Genomic DNA, 25,475 nt, shown 5'->3' with positions numbered 1-25,475 from the left:
TATACTGGAAACCTCAGAGAAACCTCAGGGAACGTCAGGCCGGGCGCCACCATCGGGTGTCGACGTGCGGCGCGGCCAGGTCGAGCGCCTGGCCCATCACGGGCGTCGCCAGCCGCTGGCCCTGCGCATCGGCCAGCGCGGCAATCCGGTCGAGCGGCTCGTGCCACGCGTGGAACGCCAGGTCGAACGTGCCGTTATGGATCGGCAGCAGCACGTTGCCGCGCAGGTCGATGTGGGCCTGCATGGTTTCCTCAGGCTGCATGTGCACGTCCGGCCACTGCTCGTTGTAGGCACCCGTTTCGATCATCGTCAGGTCGAACGGGCCGAAGCGGTCGCCGATCGCCTTGAAGCCGCGGAAGTAGCCGGAGTCGCCGGAAAAGAACACGCGCCGCTCGCCGCTGTCGATGACCCACGAGCACCACAGCGTGCTGTTCCCATCCGACAGTCCGCGGCCGGAAAAATGCTGGGCGGGCGTGCAAGTGAGCTCCACGCCGCCCAGTTTCACGGAACGCCACCAGTCCAGCTGGCGGATCTTCTCGGACGGCACGCCCCACTTCGCCAACCGGTCACCGACGCCCAGCGGCGTGACGAAATACGCGGTCTTCGCGGCCAGCGCCTCGATCGCCGCCTGGTCCAGATGGTCGTAGTGGTCGTGCGACAAGATCACGCCTTGCAGCGGCGGCAGTTCATCGACCGTCAGCGGCGGCGCATGGAAGCGCGCCGGCCCCAGCCAGCTGAACGGCGAGGCACGCTTTGCGAACACCGGGTCGGTCAGCCACAGGCCGCCGTTCAGCTTCAGCAGCACGGTCGAATGGCCCAGGCGGAACACGGTATGGTCCGGCACCGCCAGCACCGCCTCGCGCGTCAACGCCTGCACGGGGATCGGCTGGGCCGGCACCGTGTCCGTTGGCTTGTCGAACAGTGCCCGCCACAGAATGCGCAGCGTCTTGCGCACGCCGCTACGGTGCATCCGCGCCGGATTGCGGTAACGGCCGTTCTGGATCTGCGGGGAGACGTGTGCGGTGGTCGTGGTCATGTCCACTCCTTGGGAAGTCGGGCTGGCGAAAAAATCGTTGGGTAAACTACACAGTGTAGTTTTTAGTCTACCCGCGGAACCGAGAAAAGTAAACTACCCGGTGTAAAATAGCCGCATGTCCGATCTGTCCCCCATTCGCCTGACCGACCGCAAGCGTGCCGCCATCGTGCAGGCCGCGATCGCGGAATTCCGCGCCAATGGTTTCGAAGCCACGTCGATGGACCGCGTGGCGGCGACGGCCGGCGTGTCGAAACGCACGGTGTACAACCACTTCCCCAGCAAGGATGACCTGTTTGCGCAGATCCTGCAGGAGCTGTGGGCCTGCAGCGCCGCCGCCACGCCGGAGGCTTACCAACCCGGCCAGCCGCTGCGGGACCAGCTGATGGCGCTGCTGCGCCACAAGATGGCGCTGATGCGCGACCCCTATTTCCTCGACCTGGCCAAGGTGGCGATCGCCGAAGCGATCCACACGCCGGAGCGCGCCCGCAGCATGGTCGCGAAGCTGGCCGAAAAGGAGGAAGGCGGCGCCGCGTTCGTGCGTGCAGCCCAGGCGGACGGCAAGCTGAAAGCGGGCGACCCCGCCTTCATGGCCAGCGTGCTGCAGGGGCAACTGAAGGCGTTCGCGTTCTGGCCGCAGGTGGCGATGGGCCAGCCGCCGCTGGATGATGCGCAGCAGCGGGCCGTCGCCGAGACGGCCGTCGAGATGTTCCTGTGCTACTGGGGCACGTGACGCGTCAGCGTGCTGTCGTGACGCTTACACAAAACGGGTTGCGTAAACGGGAGGCAGATGAGGTGCAACGGCTTGCCAGCGCGCGCCGCCGTCCTCGGACAGCCACACGCCGCCGGTCGTGGACCCCATCAGGAGCGTGACACCGTCATCTGCGATCGCCAGTCCGTGCCGGTACACCAGGTCATAGCAGTGCTGCTGCGGCAACCCTTCACGCAGCGTCTCGAACGTGGTGCCGCCGTCCCGTGTGCGGGTAACAGCCAGCGCCGCGTCGACCGGCACGCGCTGCTGGTCGGCGATCGCGGGCACGAACCATGCGGTGCCAGCCTCCCGCGGATGAGCCGCGACGGCAAAACCGAACGACGACCGCGGCGCCTGCGCTTCTTCCCAATTGGCGCCGTTGTCGCGCGACACCCAGATGCCGCAATGATGCTGGCACCACAGCACATCCGGCGCGCCGGCGCAACGGACGATCCGGTGGGGGTCCTGGGCGTCGCCCTTGTCCATCAGCTCGGGCGGCATGTAGCGCGCCGCCATGCCCCTGGTGCGCAGGCTCCAGCTGCGGCCGCCGTCATTCGTCAGCCATACGCCGCCGCACGAAACGCCGACCAGCACGCTGGCACTGTCGCGCGGGTCGACGCAGATGCTGTGGATGCCGGGTGTGTCATAGCCGCCGCCGAACCATTCAGGCCGGCCCGGTTCGTTCCACAGCGATTCGACCAGCTGCCACGTTGCACCGCGGTCGGCCGAGCGGAACAGGCCGCCCGGCAAGGTACCCGCCCACAGCACGCCCGGCTGGTCGGCGCCGCCCGCCTCGAGCGACCAGATCTGCTTCAGCGACCAGTCGGTCTTGTCCACGCTGTCCGCCGGTTTCAAAGGGTAACCGGGTACCCCCACTTCCGTCCAGGTAGCGCTGCCGGCATCGCGCCGGTGCAGTTTCGCACCGAAGTGGCCGAGATTGAGGGCCGCATACGTGCTGCCGTCGCGCGCATCGTGCAGCACGATGGAGACGGGATCGCCGGGGAAATGGGGCGGCGACAGCTGCCAGGCGCCGTCTTGCCGCGTCAGTTCGAACAGTCCCTTGCGGGTGGCAATGAATGCGTGGTCCGTCATGTCAGCCTCCGGATAGCGCTTGCAGGATGTGGATCGTGGAATCGGGCCGGACGGGATCGTCCAGCAGCACGGGATCGCGGCAGCGGCGGCCGTCGACGAACGCGGCGACGTTCGGCCGCAGCCGGCCCTGGTCGTCGAGCACGTAAGCGGCCAGGCGCGGATTGGCGGCGCAGACTTCGTCGAGCGCGGCGCGCAACGTGGCCGCGTCCGTGACCAGCCGCGGCACGGGCAGAAAGCGCGCCAGTTGTTGGGTGAAAATGATTTGCGCCAAGCGAGTCGTCTCCGTATCCGACGATTCTAGCGCGGCTCAAGCCGGCCGTTGGCCTACAATGAGCTGGCAACACATCCACGCAACACCGGGAGGGCACATGTCGATAACCCAGCAGGAGCTTGAGCTGCTGATGCAGGAAGTGGAACAGGAAGACCCGATCGATTTCGCCGACCTGCCGTTCGACGAGAAGGATTTGCGCGGCATCGTCGCCAGCCACCTGTGCGAGATGGCCGACGCGATGGAGTCGTTTTCGGAAGAAGACCGGCGCCTGACCCTGCTGGCGGTCTCCGCCAAGCTGGTGCTGGAAAACCTCGTGCTGCACGTGCAGCTGCTGCGGCGCCACGGCCTGCCGCTGAACGAACAGACCGAGGCGCTGCTGGCGCGGCTGCGCGGCAAGGGCACCTGACGGGCGCCCTGCCCTGTTACACCCGCGGCGCGGCCGGGAAGTCCAGCACCGTGTCGTTGACGCGGTTGAACAGGTTCGTGAACGTGATGCTGGTCACAGCCAGCAGCGTGTCGACGAGCTGCGCGTCGCTGATGCCGGCATGCTGCGCGGCGCGCACCACTTCCTCCGGCACCGTACCGCGCGTGCCGACGATCGCCCGAACAAGAGCCGTCAACGCATCGACGCGTGCATCGCCCGTCGCTTCCCCTTTGCGCAGCTGGATCATCGCATCGGCCGGCAGTCCCGCCTTGCGGCCTGCCAGCGTGTGCGCGGCAAGGCAGTAATCGCAGCCGGCCAGCTCGCTGACGGCCAGCTTGATCACTTCGATGTCGCGTGCCGACAGGCTGCTCTTGCGCAGTGCCGCGTCGAGGTTCAGCGCGGCTTCCAGGGCGACGGGGCTGTTGCTGCCGATCGCCGCATATGCATTCGGTACGACGCCGATGGCGCCCTTGATCGCGCCGAACAGTTCGGCGGCGTGACCGGTGGCTTGGGCGGCAGGCTGGGTGAAGAGGCGGTTCATGGTGTGCTCCTTTTCGTAAAGTTGATGGAGCCAGTCTAGGGAAAAAGGCCAGGTGGATGAATGCCCGGCCGGCGCTATAATTTGCTCATCCGGCTCACCCGACAGCACCCCTTGGACCCTCTCAGCCGCTTGCTTTCCCTGTACCCGCTGCGCACCGCGCTGAACGTGCGCTGCCACTTCGCCGCGCCGTGGCGCATCGAGTTGCCCGATGCGGAAGCCGGCTGCGCGCCCTACCACCTGCTGGTCGCGGGCAGCGCGTCGCTGGAGCTGCCGGACGGTTCGCGCGCGCCGCTGCAAGCCGGCGACGCAGTGCTGTTCCCGCACGGCGGCTCCCATCGGCTGCGCGCCGGCGATGGCGAACCGTCTCCTGCCCGCAAAATCCATGGGTCGCACCTGGCCGTCGAGACGAATGACGGCACCGGGCCGGCCAGCGACATCCTGTGCGGCGAACTACGCTTCGGCCCCGAGTCGGTGCCGCTGCTGCGCACGCTGCCGGACGTGGTATTGGTGCGCACGGCGGGCGAGCCGGCGCTGGCCAGCCTGCGCGCGCTGATCGCACTGCTGCAGCAGGAAGCGGATCAGGAGCGCGCCGGCACGGCGGCGGTCCTTGCGCAACTGTCGTCCGCGCTGTTCGCATTGCTGCTGCGCGGCTGGCTCGAACAATCGGGCACGCCAGGCCTGCTGGCCGTGCTGGCGGAACCGCGCCTGCAGGCCGCGCTGCATGCGATGTTGGCGGAGCCGGAGCGCCCGTGGACGCTCGACCAGCTGGCGGCGCTGTGCCACATGTCGCGCGCCACGTTCGTGCGCGCATTCCGCCAGACGGCCGGCACGCCGCCGGCGGAAGTGCTGACGCAGTTGCGGATGGCGCAGGCGGCGCGGCTGCTGGCGCAAGGCCGCCTCGCGGCCGGGCAAATCGGCGAACAGGTGGGCTACCAGTCGGAAGCGGCGTTCAACCGCGTCTTCAAGCGCCATCACGGCGTGGGACCGGGCGAGTACCGGCGTACGGCCCGGCAAGCCTGATCAGGGCGAATCGACGCGGCGCGCGGCAGGCACCGTCAGCGTGATGTCCCCTTCGGCCACGGCGACGCACGGCAGCACGTCGTGCGCCAGCTTCTCGTCGAGCGACAGCCCGGGCCACTCGACCACGTAGCTCACCTTGCCGCCGTCGCTCGCGCAGTGGCACGTGCGGCAGGTGCCGTTGCGGCAGGAGCTGGGCAGGCGGATGCCCGCCCGCTCGGCCGCGCGCAGCAGCGTCTCGCCCTCGTCCGCATCGAATTCGAAGCCTTTCGGCAGCACCGTGACGCGCCACGTCATGCCGCTTGCCTCCTGCGCCGCACCATGCCCCACACTTCGGCGACCGCCGCCCGGTTGAGCAGGCAGCTGGCGGCGACATAGGCCGCGGCACCGCTCGCGACCTGGATCGCCAGCGCGATGCGCCGGTCCGCGAAGCCATCCAGCATGCCATGCACGCCCGTCACCGCCGCGTACATCGCCGCACCGGACAGCATGGCCGGCAACATGCGCGCCGCGACCGCGCCCATGGTCAGGCCGATCACGCCCAGCATCCGCTGCATGTTGATCAGCAGGACCACGGGATACACGAGCGCCCACGCCATCGTGACGCCGAAGATGCCCCAGTGCGCACCCACGTAGAACGCCGCCGGCATCAGCGTGCACGCGACGATACCGTTCTGCAGCGCGACGCCGGGGCGGCCGACGGCGTCCGTGACGGCCGGCAGGAACTGCACGACGGTGCGGAACGGCATGATCAGCGCCAGCACGCGCAGCGGCAGGATCGCGCCTTCCCAGTGCGCGCCGAGGACCACGAGCACGATGTCGCCGGCCGTCGCGGCCATCCCCCACAGGACGGGAAACGCCACCAGCGACACGAGCTCGAACGCCCGCAGCAACTGACGGGCGATCGCGGCGGGGTCGTTCTGGTAGCGCGCCAGCGCGGGGAACGCCACCTGGTTCAGGATGCCGGACACGCGCTGCACGGGCAGGCTCGCCAGGTGCAGCGCCACCGAGTACACGCCCAGCACCTGGCCGCCCAGCAGGCGGCCGATGATGACCGTGTCCGCCTGCGTGAAGAAGAACCACAGGAAGCGCGATGCCGAGATCTTGCCGCCGAACGTCAGCAGGCCGCGCATGCCGCGCACCGAGAACAGCGGCAGGTGCGGGAACGGCGCCACCACGTTGACGGCGATCGTGCGCCAGAACGCGGCAATGACGATCCCCAGCGCCAGCGCCCACACGCCCATGCCCCACCACGCCAGCGCCAAGGTGGCGATCGCCGTGATGACGGACTGCGCCAAGTCCAGCAGCGAGCGGGCGCGGAAATCGAGGCCGCGCTGCAGCAGCACTTCCGAGATCAGGCCGAACGGCGTGAGCACGAATTGCAGCGACATCACGCGGATCAGCAAGGTCAGGTGCGGCTCGTCGAAGAAACGCGCCGCCAGCGGTGCGCAGGCCACCAGCAACAGCACGACAGCGAAATTGACGAGCATGAAGATGCCTTGCGCCTGCCGCAGCTTTTCCGTCGACACCTCCTTCGCCTGCACCAGCGCCGGCGCCAGCCCCATCTCGACGAACATCGCGCACCAGGCCAGGAACACGGAGGCCATCGCCATCAACCCGTAATCGGCCGGCACCAGCATCCGCATCACGATGATCGTGACGACCCAGCTGACGATCTGGCTGGCGAACTTGGCACCGGCCACCCATTTCAAACCGGTGAGGACGTCCTTCTTCAGCGACATGCGGGGTTGATCCTTTACGCCAGCTGTGCGCTGGTGGTGAGGTTGCGTGCCATGCGCAGCACGAAGCGCAACCGGCTGCGGTCCCATGGCGTGAAGCGGGGCAGCTGGAACAGGTCAGGCCTGGCGCGGCTGGCGCCCCAGGAAGTGGAGACGGCGCCTTCGAATTGCAGCTCGCGCGCCATCGCCACGTGACGTGCCTCGTAGTCCTCGCCCGGTTTCCCGTTCGGATACGCGAACAGCGGCACGCGCGCGTCGATCAGCTCTTCCAGCGCATGCTTGCCCTGGGCGATCTCGCGGCGCGCCTCGTCGTCCGGCAGGCGCGCGAGGATCGGGTGGTTCACCGTGTGCGCGCCGATGCCCATGCCGGCCGCATGCAGCTTCCTCACCTGTGCGCTCGTCATCATCAGGTCGTCCGGCAACGTCACGCCGGCCAGCGCGACAAGCCGGTCGACCTGCCGCTGGCGTTCAGCGATCGGCAGGTACTTCAGCTGGCCGATCAGCGCCGGGATCGCACGCTGCCGGTCGCCGATCGTGTGCAGCGGATGGCTGCCGAGGCCCAGCGGCGTCGCGTCCAGCACGCCGTCCGGCGCGCGCCGCACCAGCTCATAGACGCTGTCGTTCCACATCCGGCCGCCGTTCAGGAAGCCGGTGGCGACGAAGAACGTCGCATGCAAGCCGTGCCGCTGCAGCAGCGGCAGCGCGACCTCGGCGTTGTCGGCATAGCCGTCGTCGAATGTGATCGCCGCGGCGCGTGCCGGCAAGGTGCCGGCCCTGGCGCGGCGTACCGCGTCGATCAGCGGCAACACGTTGAAGCGCGACTTCAACATGGCGATCTGCGCGGAGAACTCGGCGGCGTCGACCTCGCTGGGAAACAGCGGGTCCTTGTGCGGCAGTACGCGATGGTAGATCAGGATCGACAAGCCCTTCGCGCCGCCCGGCGACAGCAGCGACAGCAAGCCCTTCTCCAGCAGCGGCGCGCCGCCCGCGGTGTCAGGCAGGGTCATGGCGTAACTCTTCATCGGTGGTGTCCTCGTCGACATCGGGCGGCGGCGCCAGCGGGTTCACCTTTGGCACAGGCACCAATGCCTGTTTCTCGCGTTCGACGATGATCCGGGTCGCCACCATGCCCGCCATCAGATAATACGGCACATCGAAGTACAGCAGGCTCAGAAACGCGCCGCCGACGGCGAAGCCCAACAGGCTCACCTGCGTCATCCGGGCCAGGTTGCCGGCCCAGGTGAGCTCCTTGTACGGTTCCGCGTTACGGATGATCCAGGAACCGGTGCGCCACGTCAGCACGCCCAGCGCAAGGTACAGCGCGAGGCCCATCCAGCCGTGTTCGCCCAGCACCTGGAAGTAGATGCTGTGCGCCGCATGCACGTCCTCCGGCACCGGCGCATAGCGTTCGAACACTTCCGAATCGTAGATCTCGAAGCCGCCGCCGAACGGCCGGTCGTTGGCCAGGTTGAACGCCATGCGCCACGCATTGATGCGGCCCATCGCCGACATGTCCTGCTCGTACTCGTCGATCGTGTCGATGCGCGCATGCCATTGCTCGGGCATGAACACCAGCGCGACCGGCACGCACAGCACCAGCAACATGCCCAGCATCGCCTTGTTGCGGCTCTTGAGCCACAGGAAGCACAGCATCGCCGCCATCGCGATCGCCGCGCCGCGCGAATACGATGCCAGCGACGCCAGCGCGCACAACACCATCGCCGCGATCAGCGCCCGCTTGCCCCATTTGTGCGTGACCAGCGTGTACAGGTACAGCATCAGCGGGATCGTCATCACGAGGGCCAGCGCGATCTCGTTGTTACCGTCGATGAACGTGCCGATCGGTCCCCACACGCGGTACTGCGCGCCGCTGCGCACCGTGAAGATGCCCCCCTTGACACCGTAGTAGCCGATCGACACGACGATCGTCCAGATCATCCATTCGATGTGGATGCGCTTGCGCAGCAGGAGCAGCACGACGATCGTCATGCCCATGATCTTGGCAACCTTCACCAGCTGCGGCATGATCTGGTCCGGGTGGATCGCGAACGCCGACGTGACGCCCATCCACGCGACGAAGGCGAGGAACGTGATGGTGACGGGCGTGATCGGCAACCGGTAGCGGCGGTGCGGATTGGTGGCCATTGCCGCCACCGTCGTCACGGCGATGATCGCGGCGAACGGGAACTCGCGCGCAAAGCCCCAGCCCTGCGTGTGCGGGTTCATCACACTGATCCAGATCCACATGACGAGACCCAGCGACGGCCGCTTGAAGATGTAGGGCAGCGATCCGAACACGATCAGCGTGACCAGCACGTCCCTCATGCCGCCGCTCTCCCGGCGGCCACCTTGCTGACCACGTAGCGGAACTTGCCCGATTTCTCGGGCGCGATGGCGTCGACCAGCTCCACCTCGACGGCGACGGCGGCACCCAGCCGTGCCTTGAAGCCGCGTTCGACGTCGCGCCGCAGCGATTCGAACGCCTGCGCCTCCAGTGCCGCCGCCGGCACGATCTGCACGCGCGTCAGGTCCAGGCTTTCCTGCGTGATCTTGAACGCCTGCACCTGCGGCAGGTCGCGCAGGATGTAGACCAATGCCAGGCCGTGCATCACGGTGCCATCCTGCGCCACGAGGAAGTCGGTGCTGCGGCCCTGGATCTCGCGCAGCAGCGGCAGGCCGCGGCCGCAGCCGCACTGCTCGGTGCCCAGCACGCCGATGTCGCCGGTGCGGTAGCGGATGAATGGGAAGTCGCCCGTGGCCAGGTGCGTCACGACGATCTCGCCCGCCTGGCCGCGCGGCACCGGCGTACCGTCCGGATCGAGGATCTCGACGATGATGTCCTCGGCCGTGATGTGCATGCTCCCTTCCGGGCATTGGTGGGCGATGAAGCCGGCGTCCCTGCCGCCATAACCGTTGGCGACGGGGCAGCCGAACGTATCGGAGATCTGCCGGCGCTGTTCGTCGTACAGCCGTTCCGACGTGACGAACGCGACGCGGATGCCCAGGTCGTCCATCCGCTGGCCCTTGTCGCGCGCATGGCGGGCGATGTGCGACAGCGCCGACGGGTAACCGAACAGCATGCGCGGCCGGTGCGCGCGGATGCGTTCGACGAAACCATCCAGCTTCGCGGTCGACATCTCGAACGCCGGCAGCAGGTGCGTGCGCAACAGCCGGTCGCGCAGCGCACGCACGCGGTCCTGCGCCTTCAATTCGATCGGCGAACCCCACACGACGATTTCCGGGTCGCCGATGTCGACGTTCCACCAGCGCGTGGCGCGCCACTTCGCGGCCACGTCGTGGCTGACGCGCTCCTTGCCGATGTAGAAGATCAGCGGCTCGCCGGACGAGCCGCCCGTGTTGAAACGCGCGAGGCCGACCGCATCCTCCGCCTTCAGCCGCTCGACGTTGGCGCGGATCACGGCCTTGTCCATCCGCGGCAGCCGGGCCAGGTCGTCGAGGCTGTGCAGGTCGCGCTGCGGGTCGAAGTCCAGCGCGCGGAACAGGTCACGGAAGTACGGCACCTTCGTTCCGGCGCGCAGCAGCAGGCGGCGCAGCCGCGCCAGTTGCAGCTCGCGCAGCCGTTCCTCCGGCCAGTACTGCGACTCTTCCAGTTGCTTGCGAACGGCCACGCTGCGATGCTGCTTGACCCGCTCGTGCAGCGGGAAGATCAGGTTCGTGACGAGCGCCGTGTACGGCGCGGGGCGATAGCGGTCGATCATGGCCGGCTCACCGCGGCGGTACCGGCGGCGGATGCCAGCACCTGTTGGTAGACCGCCAGCAGGCGCGGACGCACGCTGGACCACGTGTACTGCTGCACCTGGCGAAGGCCGGCGCTGCGCAGCGCCGCCGCGAGCGCCGGATCGGATGCCAGCCGCAGCACCGCATCCGCCATCGCTCGCGGCGCGCCGGGCGGCACCAGCAAGGCGGTACGGCCATCCTCGACAAAGTAGGGCACGCCGCCCACGTTCGTGCTGACGACCGGCACGCCGCACGCCAGCGCTTCGAGCACGGAGTTCGGCATGTTGTCGACCAGGCTGCAGTTGAGCATCGCGTCGGCGTTGCGGTACAGTGCGGCCATGCCGGCGTTGTCCACGCGACCGGTGAACGTGACGGCGTCCGTCAGCTTCAGTTCCACGGCCAGCGCTTCCAGCTCGGCGCGCAACGGGCCCTCGCCGGCGATGACGAGCATCGCCGCCGGGTGCTGTGCACGCACCAGCGCGAGCACGCGCAGCGCCGTCGCGTTGTCGTAGATCGGCTCGAGGTTGCGCGCGACGAGCAGGCGCGGGCCAGGCGTCGCAGCGGGCTCCCGCTGCGCCGAGAAGCGTTCCAGGTTGACGATGTTCGGCACCACCTGCGTCGCGAAGCCATGCTTGCGGAACACCGCTTCCAGGAAACCGGACGGCACGATGACGGCGTCCGCCCTTGTGATGCTGGGGGCCACCCAGCGGCGCGCGCCGGCCAGGAACCCGTCCGCCTCGCCGCCCCGGTAATTGACGACGACCGGCTTGCCGCGCAGCCGCGCCACCCAGATCGCCGGCGCGGCAAACAGGTGCCAGGACCAGCCGGAATTGGCCATCACGTGGAACAGCTGCACGCGACCGGCAGTCCGCCACAGCCCGGCGAGATACGGCAGCAGGCGGACCAGCGCGCGCACGCCCTTGATCCGGCCGGCCCACCCTGGCCGGTACGGCGCGTTGACCTGCACGGTCTCGACCTCCAGCCCTTCGCTGCGCAGCAGCCCGGCCAGTTGCAAGGTCTGGTTCGCCATGCCGCCGGACGGCGGCGGCAGCGGGCCGACAAGGCCGATGCGCAGCGCCGTCATGGCTGCTCCACCGTCTGCGCGGCGGCCGGCACCAGGCGGCCATACACGGCGCGGTAGCGCGCCACGCTGGCGGCCCAGTTGCGCTCGGCCTCGACGAAGCGGCGCCCCTGCGCCTTCAGCCGCGGCCAGGCGTCCGGCTCGGCCAGCAGCGCCAGCACCTTGCGCGCCAGCGCGGCCGGGTCGCCGGCGGCGAACAGCACGCCGGTGCGGCCGTCCTCGATCAGCTCGCGGTGGCCACCGACGTCGGAAGCGGCCAGCAGGCGCCCCTGCGCCATCGCTTCCAGCGGTTTCAGCGGCGTGACGAGGTCCGTCAGGCGCATCTTCAGGCGCGGATAGCACAGCACGTCCACCAGGTTGTAGTAGCGCTGCACTTCGTGGTGCGGTACCCGGCCCGTGAAAATCACATGGTCGGCCACGCCCAGCGCGCGTGCCTGCTGCCGCAGCGCCGCGTCCTGCGGCCCGCCGCCGACCAGCAGCACGCGGATGCCGGGCCGCTCCGCCAGCAGCGCCGGCAGCGCATCGAGCAGCACGTTCAAGCCTTCGTACGCGTAGAACGAGCCGATGAACCCCAGCACGGTCTTGCCTTCCAGGCCAAGGGTACGGGCCAGCGCGTCGTCGCGCGGCCCGCCGATCGAGAAATCGGCAATGTCGACGGCATTTGGAATCACTTCGATTTTCGCAGCCGGGATGCCGCGGCCGACAATCTCGCCGCGCAGCCCTTCGCAGATCGTGGTGGCGGCATCGACTCGCTGCAGCACCCACGTCTCCATCGCTCGCGTCAGCCGGTAGCGCGCCCCCCACTCGCGGCTGGTGCCGTGGTCCACCGCCGCGTCTTCCCAGAACGCGCGGATCTCGTAGACGACGGGGATGCCCAGCTTGCGGCCGACGCGCAGCGCCGCGACGGCGTTCAGCGCGGGCGAATGGGCGTGCAGGATGTCTGGCCGCACCTCGCGGGCGACCTGCATCAACCGCGCCGCCAGGCGGTCGATCACGGCCAGCTGGTTCAGCACAGGCAAGCGCGCGAGGGCGCCGCGCGCCGGTTCGGTGCGGAAGAAGCGCAAGCCGTCCACCGTCTCGTGGTCCATACCGGCCTGGCCCTGCTTCGGGCTCGTGAGGTGGTGGGTCTCCCAACCCAGCGCGCGCTGCTGCTGCAGGATCGCGCGGGTGCGGAACGTGTAGCCGCTGTGCAGCGGGATCGAGTGATCCAGCACGTGCAGGATGCGCAGCGGGTGGCCCGCGGGTTGGTCCAGTCCTGCGGCGATATCGGAAGTACCCATGTCAGGCCTGCATTTCTTTCTTGATGAACGCCTCGAACATCAGCAGCGTCCAGATCGGCGCGCTGTAGTCGCGGCGGCCGGACTGGTGGTGCTCCACCATCTCGGCCAGGAAAGCCCCGTTGAACATGCCGGTCTCCGCGAGCGTCGCCCCCAGCAGCGCAGTGCGTACGCGTTCGCGCAGCGGCCCGCGGAACCAGGCCGCCAGCGGCACGGCGAAGCCCTGCTTGCGGCGATACAGGATGTCGTGCGGCAGGTACTTCTCCATGCTTTTCTTGAAGATGTACTTGCCTTCGCCGCCGTTCAGTTTCATGTCCGGCGGCAGCCCCGAGATCCACTCCACCAGCCGGTGATCGAGCAGCGGTACGCGCACCTCCAGCGCATGCGCCATGCTGGCGCGGTCGACCTTCGTCAGGATGTCTCCCGGCAGGTAGGTCTTCATGTCCAGGTACTGGATCAAGGACAGCGGCTCGTCGGTCGGCGCCTGCCGGGCATGCCCACGCATCACGTCGATCGCCCGGTAGCCTTGCAGGCCGGCGCGGAACCGCGGTGAGAACAGCTGGCTGCGCATCGCATCCGTCATGATCGACACGCCGTGGAAGTAGCCTTCGACGAGGTCGCGCGACAGCGATTCGAACGTACTCTTGGCGCGGAACACGCGCGGTGCCCAGTCGGCCTTCGGGTAGTAACGGCCCAGTGTGCCGAACAGCGGCCGGCGCAACGCCGACGGGATCCGGCCACGCACCCGCTCCTCCGCCATCGTGTAGCGATAGCGGCGGTAGCCCGCCAGGTTTTCGTCGCCGCCATCGCCGGACAGCGCGACGGTCACGCGCCGCCGTGCCAGCTGGCACACGCGGTACGTCGGGATCGCCGAGCTGTCCGCATACGGCTCGTCATACAGGTCCGACAGCGTATCGAGGAGGCCAAAGTCGTCGGTGTCGACGGTTTCGACGTGATGGTCGGTGCGGTACTGCTGCGCCACCTGCGCGGCATACGCCGACTCGTCATAGGCCTTGTCGCGGAATGCGATCGAGCACGTGTTGACGGCGCCGTCCGTGAGGCCGGCCATCATCGCCACGACGGCGCTCGAGTCGACCCCGCCGGACAGGAAGGCGCCCAGCGGCACCTCGGCCACCAGCTGGCTGCGCACCGAATCGCGCAGCCGTTCCACCAGCTCGCCCTCGGCATCGCGCTCCGTCATCGCAAAGTGCGGCTTGAACGGCACGTCCCAGTAGCGCTGAGGCTCGGCGAGCGGCGCACCGACCCGCTGCAGCAGTCGGTATCCCGGCGCCAGCTTGAACGCACTGCGGTAGATCGTCTTCGGCTCAGGCACGTAGCCATAGGCGAAATAATCCTCGACGGCGCGCGGGTCGATGTCGCGCGGCAGGCCGGGCAGCGACCGCAACGCCTTCAGCTCGGAGCTGAAGGCGAACATCCCGTCCGGCAGCATCGCGTAGAACAGCGGCTTGACGCCCATGTGGTCGCGCGCCAGGAACATCGCCTGCCGGTTGCGGTCCCACAGGCCGAACGCGAACATGCCGCGGAAGCGCTCCACGCATGCCTCGCCCCACTCTTCCCACGCATGCACGATGACTTCGGTGTCGCTGTGCGTGCGGAACACGTGGCCGAGCGCCTTCAACTGCGCCGTCAGCTCGCGGTAGTTGTAGATCTCGCCGTTGTAGCAGACCATCACGCTGCCATCCTCGTTGCCGAGCGGCTGCTGGCCCAGCGTGATGTCGATGACGGACAGGCGGCGGTGGCCGAAGCCGACGCCCGGCTCGCGGTAGATGTCGCCCTCGTCCGGCCCGCGGTGGTGCTGGGTATCGTTCATCCGCCGCAGCAGCGCCTCGTCGATGTCGCGCCTGCCCCGCGTGTCCAGTAGCCCCACTATTCCGCACATGATGTCACCGCCCCTCTCGTCTTGATCTTGCGTTCGCACAGGCTGTCGTACAGGCCCTGGTAGGCAGCGACCATCGCCGTCATGCTGTACCGGCGCAGCACGCGCTCGCGCCCGGCCGCGCCATGTTGCGCCGCCAGTTCCGGCGACAGCACGTACTGCTCCAGCGCCGCCGCCATCGCTTCCGGATCGACGGGCGGCACCAGGAAGCCCGTGACGCCGTTGTCGACGACTTCCGGAATGCCGCCCACACGCGTGCCGACGACGGGCAGCGCGCTCGCCATCGCCTCCAGCGCCGATCCCGGCGTGCCTTCGGCGATCGACGACATCGCGAACACGTCCAGCCCGCGCAGGATCTGCGGCACGTCCGTGCGCGCACCGGGCAGCCAGACGACGTCCTGCAGTCCGGCCGCCGCGACCTTTGCACGCAGCGTCTCGAGCAGCGGGCCGTCGCCGGCGATGACGAGGCGCAGCTGGCCACGCTGGCGCTGCAGCCTGGCGCGCAGCAGCGCGAAGGCATCCACCAGGGTCGCGTGGTCCTTCACGGCCTGGATGCGGCCCACCGTGCCGATGACGATGTGCTCGCGGCCGTACGGGCAGCCGTCGGCGGCGAAACCGTCGTCGGTGGCGCGGGGCCGGAACCGCTCGGCGTCGATGCCGTTCGCCAGCAGCGTGCTCTTATGCTCCGGCACGCCGATCACGGTGCGGTTCCAGGCTTCCATCGCGGCGGAATTCGCGTAACAGCAGTCGTAGAACGGCACCATCAGCCGGCGCAGCGCGTTGTGCTTGCGGTTCGTGCCATGCGGATCGTCGGCATCGCGGCCGTGCGCGCCGTTGATCCGTACCGGCACGCCCGCCAGCAGGGCGACGGGGCCGTATTCGACGGCGGACAGGTTGTACGAATGAAGCACCGCGGGGCGCAGCCGGCGCAGCAGCCGCCACAACGTCACATGGGTGCCGAGCGCCAGGCCGGCCTTCTTGTGCAGCGCGTGGATCGCGACGTCCGGGCGGGCGAGCTTCTGCGCGAACGCGGGATTGGCATCGGTGAGGCAGACGATCGCATGCCGGTAGCAGGCGGCGGGCATCCGGTTGATCCGTTCGACCAGCAGCGTTTCCAGCCCGCCGAAGTCGAGCCGGTAGATCAGGTGGACGATCAGGGGAGTCGTGGTCATGTCACTGCCGTTCGTTCTGTGCCAGGGTCGCGTCGAGTGCCGCCAGATGCTCGCGCAGGAAGGCGCGCAGCGCCGGCCGGGCGGCCGCCGGATCGTCCTCGTACGGCGTGAACACCATCAACGCGGCGCCGTCGTCGCTGCCCGTCAGGAACTTCTGCTTCGACTGCAGCAGCTTGCCGACGTATTCGCTGGCCGTGACCCGCCCACCGATCGCGTACCACTGCCACACGACGAATCTTCCACCGGGGCCGGCCACCGCGGTTTCGCGCACGACGAGGTCGTGGCCACGGATTTTTTCCATCGACAGCGCGACGGCCGTCTCGTGCCAGCCACTGCGCGCGGCGGTAATCCGGTTCGTCGAACTGATCAACTTGCCCGCGCCGCCGTCGCGGTAATACAGCACCTGCAAGCCGACCGGTGCGGTGCCGACGCGATAGAAGCGCCGCAGCGATGCGCTGGCCGGTGCGAAATCCGGTTCCCACGCGGTGAACGCGGGCGCAGACGGCATGGCGGCTGCGAACGACAACGCCACCGGCGGCGGCGCAGCGTTGCCGCGCTCCAGATACCACGCGTAGGCCGGCCACACGCCGATGCATGCGGCGACGCCCAGCGCGGCGGCAGCGACCTTCGCCGGCGGCGCCGAGCGAACGCGCACCGTCGGGCGCATCGCCGTCAGCGGTTCGGTGTGGTCCTCGCGCCAGAAGCTGCCGATCCAGAACAGCAGCAGCATCACGAGGCCGAAGAACGCCCACCCGTAGATCAGGTGGTCGACGCCGACCGCCAGGGTCATGCCGCTGGTATGGCCGATCATCACGATCATGTAGGCGCGCAGGCCGTTTGCCAGCACCGGCAGCGCCAGCGACACGAGCACGAACAGCACGCGGCGCCACGGCGACCGATAAGTCAGGTAGGCATACAGGCAGCCCAGCGTGACGGATGAGATCAGGTAGCGCAAGCCGCTGCACGCCTCGACGACGGACCAGTCGCCCGTCGGGATGCTGAAGCTGTTCCCCTCGCGCAGCACGGGGATACCCGTCATCCGCAGCGCATCGACGGTGAAGCTCGCGGTGATCTGAATCAGCGGGTCGATCAATCCTTCACCGACGGGCACGCCGAACAGCAGGAACGCGAGCGGGAACAGCAGTGCGCGGGCAAACGCGGTGCCGCAGACGGCCAGCACGGTCAACGGCACCATCGCCGCGAAGGCGTATTGGCCGACGATCAGCACGTCGCTGAGCGCTGCCAGCATCCACGCCGCGCCGCACAGCGCCAGCGCCGCCAGCGCCGGCCAGCAGGGCTGCACGGCCAGTTGCGCCAGCTGGTCGCGGCGGCGCCACACGAGCCAAAGGCTAATCGGCACGATGACGAAGCCGTGCGCGAACGTCGCCGAACGATTCCAGATCGACACGATCGACGCCGCCGTGCCGAAAAAGGCCAGCAGCGGCAGCAGCACTGCCGCGCCGGCGATCCACCACTGCACGACGGGCGGCGGCACCTGGGCCGGGCCGGCGTGGACCGCGGCGAGTTGCGCATCTTCGGAGGCGGTGATCGTGTTCATGCGCCGGTCCAGGTGGGTGAAGCCATTGCGCCGGCACGTACTGCCACGGCCGCGTGCCGCGGCGCCTCCGCTTCCAGCAGCGGATCGAGTGCGGCGAGGCGGGCCTCCCAACCGTATGCCGCCGCGACGCGGCCGCGCGCGGCATGCCCCAGCGCATCGCGCCGGGCGTCGTCGGCGAGTGCGGCAACGATCGTGTCCGCGTACTGCTCGGCCGCTTGCGCCACCAGCACTTCGGCGCCGTCCGCCGCATCGATGCCTTCCAGTGCTTCGGGGCTGACGACGACGGCCTTGGCCATCGCCATCGCTTCGAGCACCTTGTTCTGGATGCCCCTAGCGATCCGCAGCGGCGCCACCGACAGCGCCGCATGCGCGACATACGGCCGCACGTCCGGCACGGCACCGGTAACGGTCACGCCAGGCAGTCCGGCCAGCGCCTGCACCGCCGGCGTGGGCCGCGCGCCGACGATGTGGAAGGACACCTGCGGCACCCGCGCGCGGATGCGCGGCAGCACGGCATTGGCGAACCACTGCACCGCATCGACGTTCGGCCAGTAGTCCATCGCGCCGCAGAACACCAACGCCTGTTCGCCGGGCTGGTAAGGACTGGCACCGCAGGCCGCGGGCGAGAAGTATTCGGTGTCGACGCCGTTGCCGAACCAGCCGATGCGCGCCGCGCTTTCCGGCGCCAGCCGGCGGAACAACTCCGCTTCGGGCGCCGAGACGAACAGCGCCGCATCGCACGATGCCGCCACCTTGCGCTCATGGCGCAACAGGCGCTCGGCCTCATAGGCGTACGGCATGCTGGCAGGCCAGGGCTTCTTTGCCGCGTAAGCGCGCCATTTCTCGGAATCAACGTCGCACAGGTCGACGATGCGCCGCACACCCGGTAACTCCTGTGCGTATTGCGCCATCGGCGACGAGAACGCGACGACGCGCGCGATGCCGTTGGCCCGCATCGCCCGGCGCACCCAGGCGTGGGTGGCGCCGTCGCTGTAGTAATCCAGTGACAGCGCGCGGTTCGCCAGCACGGCGCGCAAGCTGCGCAGCCGCGCGCGGCGCGGGTTGAGCAGTGCGAAGTGGCTCGACGCGCACAGCTTGCGCACATGGGCCACGTATTGCCAGTCGTCCGGGTCGTCGACGAACGTGGCCAGGTGTACGCGGTAGCGCGCGGCCAGGTAGCGCAGCAGGTGCCACGAGCGGATCTTGTCGCCCTTGTTCGGGGGATAAGGGATGCGGTGCACCAGCAGCAGCAGGTCTTCCACGGCTTACCCCAGGTCTTTGACAATATGCGGCCCCAGCGCGTTCGCCAGCGCCAGCGGCAGCTTCTGCCACAGCTTGATGAACAACTGGTACTTGGGATTGAGCGGATTCACGTCCGGCAGCTCGTGCGCGGCGATCAGCCGGTACTCGTAAGGCAGCGGCTGCGCGGTGAACCCCCAGTTCTTCTTGAAGTCGAACGCCCCGGTGCCCCGCTTGCTGCGGCCAAAGTCGAACACCCGGCAGCCGCGCGCCGCCGCTGCCTGCATCAGGTTCCAGTACATGAAGTCGTTGCCCGCAACGTCGCGCGCGATCGCCATGCCGCCGCCGTAGTACGGCAGCACTTCGTCGCGGAAGAAGAAGCTCAGCACCCCGGCCACCAGCGTGCTGCCCTGGACGATGACGCGCACCTCGCAGTCGGCGCCGAATTCCTCCTTCAGCAGCCGGAAGTACTTCTTCGGGAACACCGGCGTGCCCAGGCGGTGCACGCTGTGCGCGTAAGCCGTGAAGAAGCGGTCCACGTGCTCGTCCACCTCGCCCGTCAAGCCCAGCTTGATGCCCTTGCGGACCATCGCGCGCTGCTTGCGGGGGATCGCGTTCATGTTGGCCTCGTCGTCGCCGCCGATCTCCTTGCGGAACGTGACGTACAGGTCCTTGCCCAGCCACGCGGGCTCGCCCGGGTGGGCTTGGGCGAAGTTGCGGTATTCGAGGTGGCCGACGCCCAGTGTCGTCGCCAGCCGGATCGCCTCCGCATCGAGCGCCGCGCGCGCCGCGTCGTTCAACGCGGCGACGCCGCCGTACACGCAGAACGGCAGGGCGATCAGCGAATCGCCGAACAGGCGGCTCTTGATGCGCGCCAGCGGCAGCACGCCTTCGATGCGGCCGTCCCGCTCAGCGAGATAGAACCACGTGCGGTGGCCGAACGCCTGCTCGATAACGCGCTGCCAGCCGGCGCGGTGGAAGAACGTCGCGTCCGGACAGGCTTGCACGAACGCGTCCCAGCGCGCGCGGTCCGCGGCGTCCGCGCCCAGCAGCCTGACCGACAGCGGTTGTGGCCCGGCCGGCGCCTGCGTGCGCAGCATCGCCTGCTCGATGATCGCGCTCATGTCCCCTCCAGGAAGATGCGGTCCATTCGGTCCCACGCGAAATCGCGTGTCAGCGCGCGGATGCGGCGCTCCATGCGTGCCAGGTTAACGTAGTGCCGGAAGCGCGTCTTGACGCCGACACCGCCGACGCGCGGCTGGCCCGGGTCCAGCTCCCATGGGTGGAAGTAGAAGATCGCCGGCTGGCCGTCGGCCTGATTCACGCGCCGCATCATGCGGCGCGACAGCGCGTATGGCAGCAGCCGGAAGTAGCCGCCGCCACCGGCCGGCAGGTTGCGCTCCATCAGCCGCACCGTCGTGATCGGCACTTCCAGCAGACCGTGCGCGCCGTTCGGGTGGAACGCGAAGCGGGGCGCGTCCGGCATGCCGTAGTGATCGTGGGCGATCGGGTAAATCGACGAGCTGTAGCGATAGCCCGCTTCCTGCAGCACGTCCAGCGCCCACAGGTTGCCGGGGCCGATCGAAAAGCTCGGCGCCCGGTAGCCCAGCACCGGACGACCGCCGATGTCTTCCAGGATCGCCTTGCTGCGCGCGACGTCGTCCATGAACTGTCCGCGGTCCTGATCCGATGCGCGCAGGTGGCCGTAGCCGTGGCTGGCCAGTTCGTGGCCTCCGGCGACGATGCGGCGTACCAGCGCTGGATAGCGCTCGGCGATCCAGCCCAGCGTGAAGAATGTGGCCTTCGCGCCGCCTTCGTCGAGGATCGCGAGGATGCGTTCGACGTTGGCTTCGACGCGGCATTCGCGCTGCGCCCAGCTGTCGCGCGCGATATGGCCGGCAAACGCGGACACCTGGAAGTAATCCTCCACGTCGATCGTCATCGCGTTGCGCAGCGCGGTCAGCGCGGTCACGTTGGGCACGGGCGCGTTCATCGGTGTTCCCGTTCAGCCGCGGCGCTCGAGCCAGTCGCGCACGATGGCAGCGATCCGCTCGGCGGCGCGGCCATCCCAGAAGTGCGGCACGCGGCCCGCCTTGCCGCGGCCGGCCAGCACGTCGCCGAGGACGGCCAGGATCGTCGCGGGATCGCTGCCGGCGATCGTGTTGGTGCCTTCGTCCACCGTGATCGGCCGCTCGGTGTTCTCGCGCAGCGTGATGCACGGCGTGCCCAGCGCCGTGGTCTCTTCCTGAATGCCGCCGGAATCCGTCAGCACGGCGCGGGCATCCTTCATCAAGCCCAGCATCTCCAGGTAACCCATCGGCGGCAGCAGCAGGATCGTGGGACGGTCCAGCAGCGGCAACAGGCCGAAGCGCTCGATCGTCGCGCGCGTGCGCGGGTGGACGGGGAAGATCAGCGGCACCCGCTCGCTGATCCGCACCGCCGTTTCCAGCAGCCGGCGCAGCACGGCCGGGTCGTCGACGTTCGATGGGCGATGCAGGGTCAAGACGGAGTAGCCGCCATCGGTGAAACCGCGCCGGCCGGCGTCCGCGGCGATCCGCGCGGCCGGCACGGCGCGCGGCAGGTTCAGGCGCAGCGTATCGATCATCACGTTGCCGACGAAGTGGATGCGCTCATCCGCAATGCCTTCCTTCAGCAGGTTCGCGCGGCCGCTTTCCTCGGTCGTGAACAGCAGGTCCGACAGCTGGTCCGTCAGCACCCGGTTGATTTCTTCCGGCATCGCCCTGTCGAAGCTGCGCAGGCCCGCCTCGACGTGGATGACGGGGACGCCCTTCTTCGCGGCGACCAGCGCGCAGGCGATCGTCGAATTGACGTCGCCGACGACCAGCACGGCCGACGGCGCCAGGTCGTCCAGCGCCGGCTCGAAGCGGCGCATCACCTCGGCCGTCTGCTGCGCATGGCTGCCGCTGCCCACTTCGAGGTTGACGTCCGGGTCGGGAATGCCCAGCGCCTGGAAATACTGGTGGTTCATCGCCACGTCGTAGTGCTGGCCGGTGTGCACCAGCTGCGCCTCAACGCGCGGCCCCAACGCGGCAAACGCCTGCATGATCGGCGCCATCTTCATGAAGTTCGGGCGCGCGCCCACCACGCACAGGATGCGGAGGACCTTGTCAGTGCTGAGGTTCGTGTTCATTGGTTGCCATCCATAACCTGGTTCGCACCGGCCGGCGTGCGCACGATCTTTTTCAGGATCGACAGCACCGACCCCATCGATTTCTCCAGTCGCAACATGCGCTCGTCCAGCACGGATGGGTACTGGTTCGCGAACACGGCGTGTTCCGGATCGAGGGCGGGGTCGCCCGGCGGTTCCGCCGGCGCTTCGAATTCCTGGGCAATGTCGCGGATCACCATGTCGACGTCCGTGTCGGTGAAGGCATGCATCTCTTCGAGGAAGCCCATCAGCAACAAGCGGTCGCACAGGTGGTTGGTCTTGCGCGGTATGCCTCCCGTGAACTGGTAGATGGCCGCGTAGGCGGCCGGGGTGAACGACGGGTCGCCCTTCCAGCCCACGGTCAACAGCCGGTGCTCGATGTAGGCCTGGGTTTCCAGCTCGTCCATCGGGCCCAGGTGGTAGGTCGCGATGACGCGCTGGCGCAGTTGCTGCATCCCGGGGCTGTGCAAGGTCGCGCGAAACTCCGGCTGGCCGAGCAGGAACGTCTGCAACAGCGGCTTGTCGTCGGTTTGAAAGTTCGACAGCATGCGCAATTCTTCCACCACGCGGGGCGTCAGGTTCTGCGCTTCGTCAACCACCAGCAGGGCTCGCTTGCCCTGCCCGTCGCACTCGCGCAGGAAGGCTTCCAGCCGGGCCAACAGCGTTGTCTTGCTGGCACTGTCTTCGAACGGCAGCCCGAATGCCGCCACGACGCCGCGCAGGATGTCGTCCGAATCGACGTGCGTGTTGACGATGTGCGCCGCGACGATCTGGTCCGACGCGATCTTGCGGAACAGGTTGCGCACGAGCGTCGTCTTGCCCGCGCCGACCTCGCCCGTGATGACGATGAACCCCTCGCCCTGCGCCAGCCCGTAGTCCAGGTAGGCCATCGCGCGCTTGTGCCCCTTGCTGCCGAAGAAGAACTGCGGATCGGGACGCAGGCGGAAGGGTTTGTCCAGGAGACCGTAATAGCTTTCGTACATGGGACGTCGTGCTCCGCTAGAACTTCATCGAAAGGGATGCCGCCACCGCGTTCTCCGAGTACGAGCCGCCTTGCAGCGCCAGGCCGCCGGACGTGCGGCGCACTTCGACGCCGCCGGACAGCTTCGGGCTGAACGTGTGCGACAGGTGAGCGCGAATCTGGCGGTTGCGTTCGGAGAACTGACTGCTGCGCGATTCGCTGCGCCCCGTGTTGGCGGCCAGCGAGACATTGGTGCGTGCGCCGAGCCGGTAATCGACCATCACCGCCAGGCCTGTCTGGTCGGTGTTGTCGTTGATGTTCTGCTGCCCGGCGCCGAACAGCGAACTGTCGTACTCCAGCAGCGACAGCGCTTCGCGGCGCGTCTTGTACAGCGATACCAACGTCGTCGTCCGCGCCGTGCGCAGTGCCACGGAGGCATTGAACTGCCGTTGCAGCATGTAGCGGTTGCTGAAGTAATTGGTGCTGTTCGGCAACGAACTCGGCAGGTTGAGCGCGCGCATATACGCCGACACCACCAGTGCGCGCATGACAGGATCGGGATATTGCGAGATGAACAGCTGGCTCAGCATCGACGCGGTATCGACGGCCGACGGCAGCAGGAAATTGCTGCGGCTCCGCGTCACGTCGTCGCTGTAATTGATGCTCCACACCGTGTAGCGGCTGCGGTGGGTCGCGGCGAGGAAGTAGCTGTTGCCGTAATAGCGCTTGCCAGCCGACATCTGCAGGCTGGTGCGGGCGCTGGGGTTGTAGGAGAACCCGCCGGACCACGATGCGCCCTTCGTGCCTTCCCCCATGCTCTCGTAGTCGAACCTGTCGTAGCCGCCCGTCGCGGTCAGGCTGAACGTGCGCGTCATCGCGTAGCGCAGCGAAGCAAGCACCTTGCTGTTGATCTGCTTGGGCGCGATGCCGTCTTCCTCGTTGGCGCGATTCAGTTGCAGGCCCCAGCCCAGCGCGCGGAACGTGGGGCCGCTGTTGATGGAGAGATTGAGCGAATCGGACGTGCTGCGCGCGAAGCCGGGCATGTCGCTGTCGACCATGTCGTGCGTGTAGCGCAGTTGCGCGGACGCGAAGCTGCCGAAGCCGTGCACGAGGTAGGGCGACACGCGATAGCTGCGCACTTCGCTGCGGTTCGTGCTCGAGTACGGGTTGTCGCCGACGGGGCCGAAGGCGGAAATGGGCGTCTGCGTGATGCCGGCCGCCGCGTCGAAGAACAGCAGGTCGTTGACGACCATGCCCTTGGCGCTGGCGCTCAGGCTGCTGTTCACGTTGTCCGTGCCCGTCGTCCTTTCGCCGGAATACTTGAATGCGTTCAGCTGGTAGGAAGCCGATACCTGCAGGCGCGGGGTCTGGTTCGTCACCGTCACGCCGGGCGAGACGGACGTGATGAACTGGCTGCGCTTCTCGCCGTCCGAGCGCAGCGACGGATTGTCCGACCACGTTTCGCGCAACTCGACGGACGGCGTGACCTGCCAGGCCGCCCGTACGGCGGACGGCAGCAAGGCCAGCACCAGCGCCGGCGCCAGCAGCGCGCGGGAGCGCCGTTCAACCATAGTGATAGTCGTACTTGCTGGACGATCCCAGCTCGCGCGACTTGTTGTACACCAGGTTGACGTTGCTGCATCCTTCCAGCTGGCGCAGCGCCTCCTTGACGGCGTGCTGCGTCGTCTTCTCGGACTCGACGACGACGACGATCTGCCCCATGTGGCTGGCCAGCACGTGCGCCTCGCTCGTCAGCAGCAGCGGCGGCGAGTCGAAGATCACGATGCGGTCCGGATAGCGGTCCGCGATCTCCAGCACCAGCGCCTTCATCGCGTGGCTGGCCAGCAGCTCGGTGGCGCGCGGGTTCGACGTGCCCGCCGGCAGGATCGACAGCGTGTTGACGTTGGTGCGCAGCATCACGTCGGCCATGTCGAGCTGGTCATCGAGCAGGATGTCCATCAGGCCCCGTTGCGCGGGCAGGCCCAGCGTGCGCAGCACGGACGGCCGTGCCACGTCGGCATCGACCAGCAGCACCGTGTGATCGAGTTCCATCGCGATGCTCATCGCCAGGTTGATCGACGTGAACGTCTTGCCTTCGCCCGGCAACGAGCTGGTGATCATGATCAGGTTGCCCGGATTCGCATTGGCCTTGCGCGGCGTGAACGCGCGCTTGATCAGCGGGCGCTTGATGATGCGGAAGTCCTCGACGAGATTGGTGCGGCCGCCGGCCGCCGTCACCAGCCCGGCGTCGTTCATCCGCGCCAGGTCCAGCTCGATCACGCGCGCAGTGCGACGCTGTGGTTCCGGCGCACCCGGTGTGCCGTTGGCCAGCGCGACGGCCGGTGGTGCGGCCGGCGCTTCCATGGCGGGCTGCTCGGCCACCGCCACGTCCGGGCCGTCCAGCTCGGGCGTGTGAATCTCGGGCTCCGGCTGCACCGCCACGCGGGCCATCGGCTGGGCGGGAAGCGGCGCCTGCTGGCCGATCCGGCTCGCGGCTTTTTCGATGATGCTCACG

24 protein-coding genes are annotated in these 25,475 nt (G+C 68.2%); 3 read left to right on the top strand and 21 right to left on the bottom strand.

Going from position 1 to position 25,475, the window contains the following annotated elements; translation table 11 throughout:
* Positions 1–34: 34 nt before the first annotated feature.
* Entirely contained in the window at positions 35–1,036 is a 1,002-nt protein-coding gene (locus IP92_RS17450; protein WP_145877278.1) for an MBL fold metallo-hydrolase, read from the bottom strand.
* 115 nt (positions 1,037–1,151) lie between these two features.
* Between IP92_RS17450 and IP92_RS17445 the strand changes: the two genes are divergently transcribed.
* Complete coding sequence (locus IP92_RS17445; protein ID WP_145877276.1) at positions 1,152–1,766, top strand: TetR/AcrR family transcriptional regulator; 615 nt, start codon at positions 1,152–1,154, stop codon at positions 1,764–1,766.
* Positions 1,767–1,790: 24 nt separating this feature from the next.
* On the opposite strand, the gene IP92_RS17440 is transcribed toward IP92_RS17445, so the two are convergent.
* Together IP92_RS17440 and IP92_RS17435 are read right to left on the bottom strand one after the other, a co-directional pair.
* Positions 1,791–2,876: a WD40/YVTN/BNR-like repeat-containing protein gene (locus tag IP92_RS17440; protein WP_145877274.1), complete on the bottom strand. Its 1,086-nt coding sequence runs from the start codon at positions 2,874–2,876 to the stop codon at positions 1,791–1,793.
* Position 2,877: 1 nt separating this feature from the next.
* Complete coding sequence (locus IP92_RS17435; RefSeq protein ID WP_145877272.1) at positions 2,878–3,147, bottom strand: MoaD/ThiS family protein; 270 nt, start codon at positions 3,145–3,147, stop codon at positions 2,878–2,880.
* 97 nt (positions 3,148–3,244) lie between these two features.
* Between IP92_RS17435 and IP92_RS17430 the strand changes: the two genes are divergently transcribed.
* Positions 3,245–3,553, top strand: a complete 309-nt coding sequence (locus tag IP92_RS17430) for a hypothetical protein (RefSeq protein ID WP_145877269.1) — start codon at positions 3,245–3,247, stop codon at positions 3,551–3,553.
* A 16-nt stretch (positions 3,554–3,569) separates the two neighbouring features.
* Here the strand turns inward: IP92_RS17430 and IP92_RS17425 are convergent, their stop codons facing one another.
* Entirely contained in the window at positions 3,570–4,112 is a 543-nt protein-coding gene (locus tag IP92_RS17425) for a carboxymuconolactone decarboxylase family protein (RefSeq protein WP_145877267.1), read from the bottom strand.
* A gap of 60 nt (positions 4,113–4,172) precedes the next feature.
* On the opposite strand from IP92_RS17425, the gene IP92_RS17420 reads away from it, so the two are divergent.
* Complete coding sequence (locus tag IP92_RS17420) at positions 4,173–5,132, top strand: AraC family transcriptional regulator (protein WP_307724857.1); 960 nt, start codon at positions 4,173–4,175, stop codon at positions 5,130–5,132.
* Here the strand turns inward: IP92_RS17420 and IP92_RS17415 are convergent, their stop codons facing one another.
* Genes IP92_RS17415 through IP92_RS17335 form a run of 17 tightly spaced genes read right to left on the bottom strand, consistent with a single transcriptional unit; the run spans position 5,133 to position 25,474 of the window.
* A complete protein-coding gene (locus IP92_RS17415; RefSeq protein ID WP_145877263.1) occupies positions 5,133–5,426 on the bottom strand; it encodes a 2Fe-2S iron-sulfur cluster-binding protein in 294 nt (97 codons plus the stop codon).
* Positions 5,423–6,871 carry a lipopolysaccharide biosynthesis protein gene (locus IP92_RS17410; RefSeq protein ID WP_158206766.1) on the bottom strand — a complete coding sequence of 483 codons (1,449 nt, stop codon included), beginning with the start codon at positions 6,869–6,871 and terminating at the stop codon, positions 5,423–5,425. The genes IP92_RS17415 and IP92_RS17410 overlap by 4 nt, the downstream gene beginning before the upstream one ends.
* Positions 6,872–6,885: 14 nt before the next feature.
* Complete coding sequence (locus tag IP92_RS17405; protein ID WP_199271790.1) at positions 6,886–7,875, bottom strand: polysaccharide deacetylase family protein; 990 nt, start codon at positions 7,873–7,875, stop codon at positions 6,886–6,888.
* A complete protein-coding gene (locus IP92_RS17400; RefSeq protein WP_145877259.1) occupies positions 7,862–9,193 on the bottom strand; it encodes a putative O-glycosylation ligase, exosortase A system-associated in 1,332 nt (443 codons plus the stop codon). Before IP92_RS17400 ends, IP92_RS17405 begins: the two co-directional genes overlap by 14 nt.
* Entirely contained in the window at positions 9,190–10,587 is a 1,398-nt protein-coding gene (locus tag IP92_RS17395; protein ID WP_145877257.1) for a phenylacetate--CoA ligase family protein, read from the bottom strand. The genes IP92_RS17400 and IP92_RS17395 overlap by 4 nt, the downstream gene beginning before the upstream one ends.
* The gene (locus tag IP92_RS17390) at positions 10,584–11,690 is read right to left on the bottom strand and encodes a glycosyltransferase family 4 protein (RefSeq protein WP_145877255.1); all 1,107 of its coding nucleotides are present in this window, start codon (positions 11,688–11,690) and stop codon (positions 10,584–10,586) included. The genes IP92_RS17395 and IP92_RS17390 overlap by 4 nt, the downstream gene beginning before the upstream one ends.
* Positions 11,687–12,916, bottom strand: a complete 1,230-nt coding sequence (locus tag IP92_RS17385; RefSeq protein ID WP_145877505.1) for a TIGR04063 family PEP-CTERM/XrtA system glycosyltransferase — start codon at positions 12,914–12,916, stop codon at positions 11,687–11,689. The genes IP92_RS17390 and IP92_RS17385 overlap by 4 nt, the downstream gene beginning before the upstream one ends.
* A gap of 52 nt (positions 12,917–12,968) precedes the next feature.
* Positions 12,969–14,864 (bottom strand): XrtA/PEP-CTERM system amidotransferase, encoded by a 1,896-nt coding sequence (locus IP92_RS17380; protein WP_145877252.1) that lies wholly within the window; start codon positions 14,862–14,864, stop codon positions 12,969–12,971.
* Entirely contained in the window at positions 14,852–16,033 is a 1,182-nt protein-coding gene (locus tag IP92_RS17375; RefSeq protein WP_145877250.1) for a TIGR03088 family PEP-CTERM/XrtA system glycosyltransferase, read from the bottom strand. Before IP92_RS17375 ends, IP92_RS17380 begins: the two co-directional genes overlap by 13 nt.
* Before the next feature lies 1 nt (position 16,034).
* The gene (xrtA, locus tag IP92_RS17370) at positions 16,035–17,591 is read right to left on the bottom strand and encodes an exosortase A (protein WP_145877248.1); all 1,557 of its coding nucleotides are present in this window, start codon (positions 17,589–17,591) and stop codon (positions 16,035–16,037) included.
* Positions 17,588–18,853 (bottom strand): TIGR03087 family PEP-CTERM/XrtA system glycosyltransferase, encoded by a 1,266-nt coding sequence (locus IP92_RS17365; protein ID WP_145877246.1) that lies wholly within the window; start codon positions 18,851–18,853, stop codon positions 17,588–17,590. Before IP92_RS17365 ends, xrtA begins: the two co-directional genes overlap by 4 nt.
* A gap of 3 nt (positions 18,854–18,856) precedes the next feature.
* Positions 18,857–19,954, bottom strand: coding sequence for a FemAB family XrtA/PEP-CTERM system-associated protein (locus IP92_RS17360; RefSeq protein ID WP_145877243.1), 1,098 nt, complete (start codon positions 19,952–19,954; stop codon positions 18,857–18,859).
* Positions 19,951–20,823: an XrtA system polysaccharide deacetylase gene (locus IP92_RS17355; protein ID WP_199271789.1), complete on the bottom strand. Its 873-nt coding sequence runs from the start codon at positions 20,821–20,823 to the stop codon at positions 19,951–19,953. The genes IP92_RS17360 and IP92_RS17355 overlap by 4 nt, the downstream gene beginning before the upstream one ends.
* A 12-nt stretch (positions 20,824–20,835) precedes the next feature.
* Entirely contained in the window at positions 20,836–21,981 is a 1,146-nt protein-coding gene (gene wecB, locus IP92_RS17350; protein ID WP_145877241.1) for a non-hydrolyzing UDP-N-acetylglucosamine 2-epimerase, read from the bottom strand.
* Entirely contained in the window at positions 21,978–22,982 is a 1,005-nt protein-coding gene (locus IP92_RS17345; RefSeq protein WP_145877239.1) for an XrtA/PEP-CTERM system-associated ATPase, read from the bottom strand. The genes wecB and IP92_RS17345 overlap by 4 nt, the downstream gene beginning before the upstream one ends.
* Before the next feature lie 16 nt (positions 22,983–22,998).
* Positions 22,999–24,531 carry a TIGR03016 family PEP-CTERM system-associated outer membrane protein gene (locus IP92_RS17340; protein ID WP_145877237.1) on the bottom strand — a complete coding sequence of 511 codons (1,533 nt, stop codon included), beginning with the start codon at positions 24,529–24,531 and terminating at the stop codon, positions 22,999–23,001.
* On the bottom strand, positions 24,524–25,474 hold the full coding sequence (locus tag IP92_RS17335) for an XrtA-associated tyrosine autokinase (protein ID WP_199271788.1): 951 nt from the start codon (positions 25,472–25,474) through the stop codon (positions 24,524–24,526). Before IP92_RS17335 ends, IP92_RS17340 begins: the two co-directional genes overlap by 8 nt.
* Between the last annotated feature and the right edge of the window lies 1 nt (position 25,475).

The organism is Pseudoduganella flava (assembly GCF_007830495.1).
Taxonomy (GTDB): domain Bacteria; phylum Pseudomonadota; class Gammaproteobacteria; order Burkholderiales; family Burkholderiaceae_D; genus Rugamonas; species Rugamonas flava.
This window is presented reverse-complemented; position numbering and strand designations above follow the sequence as displayed.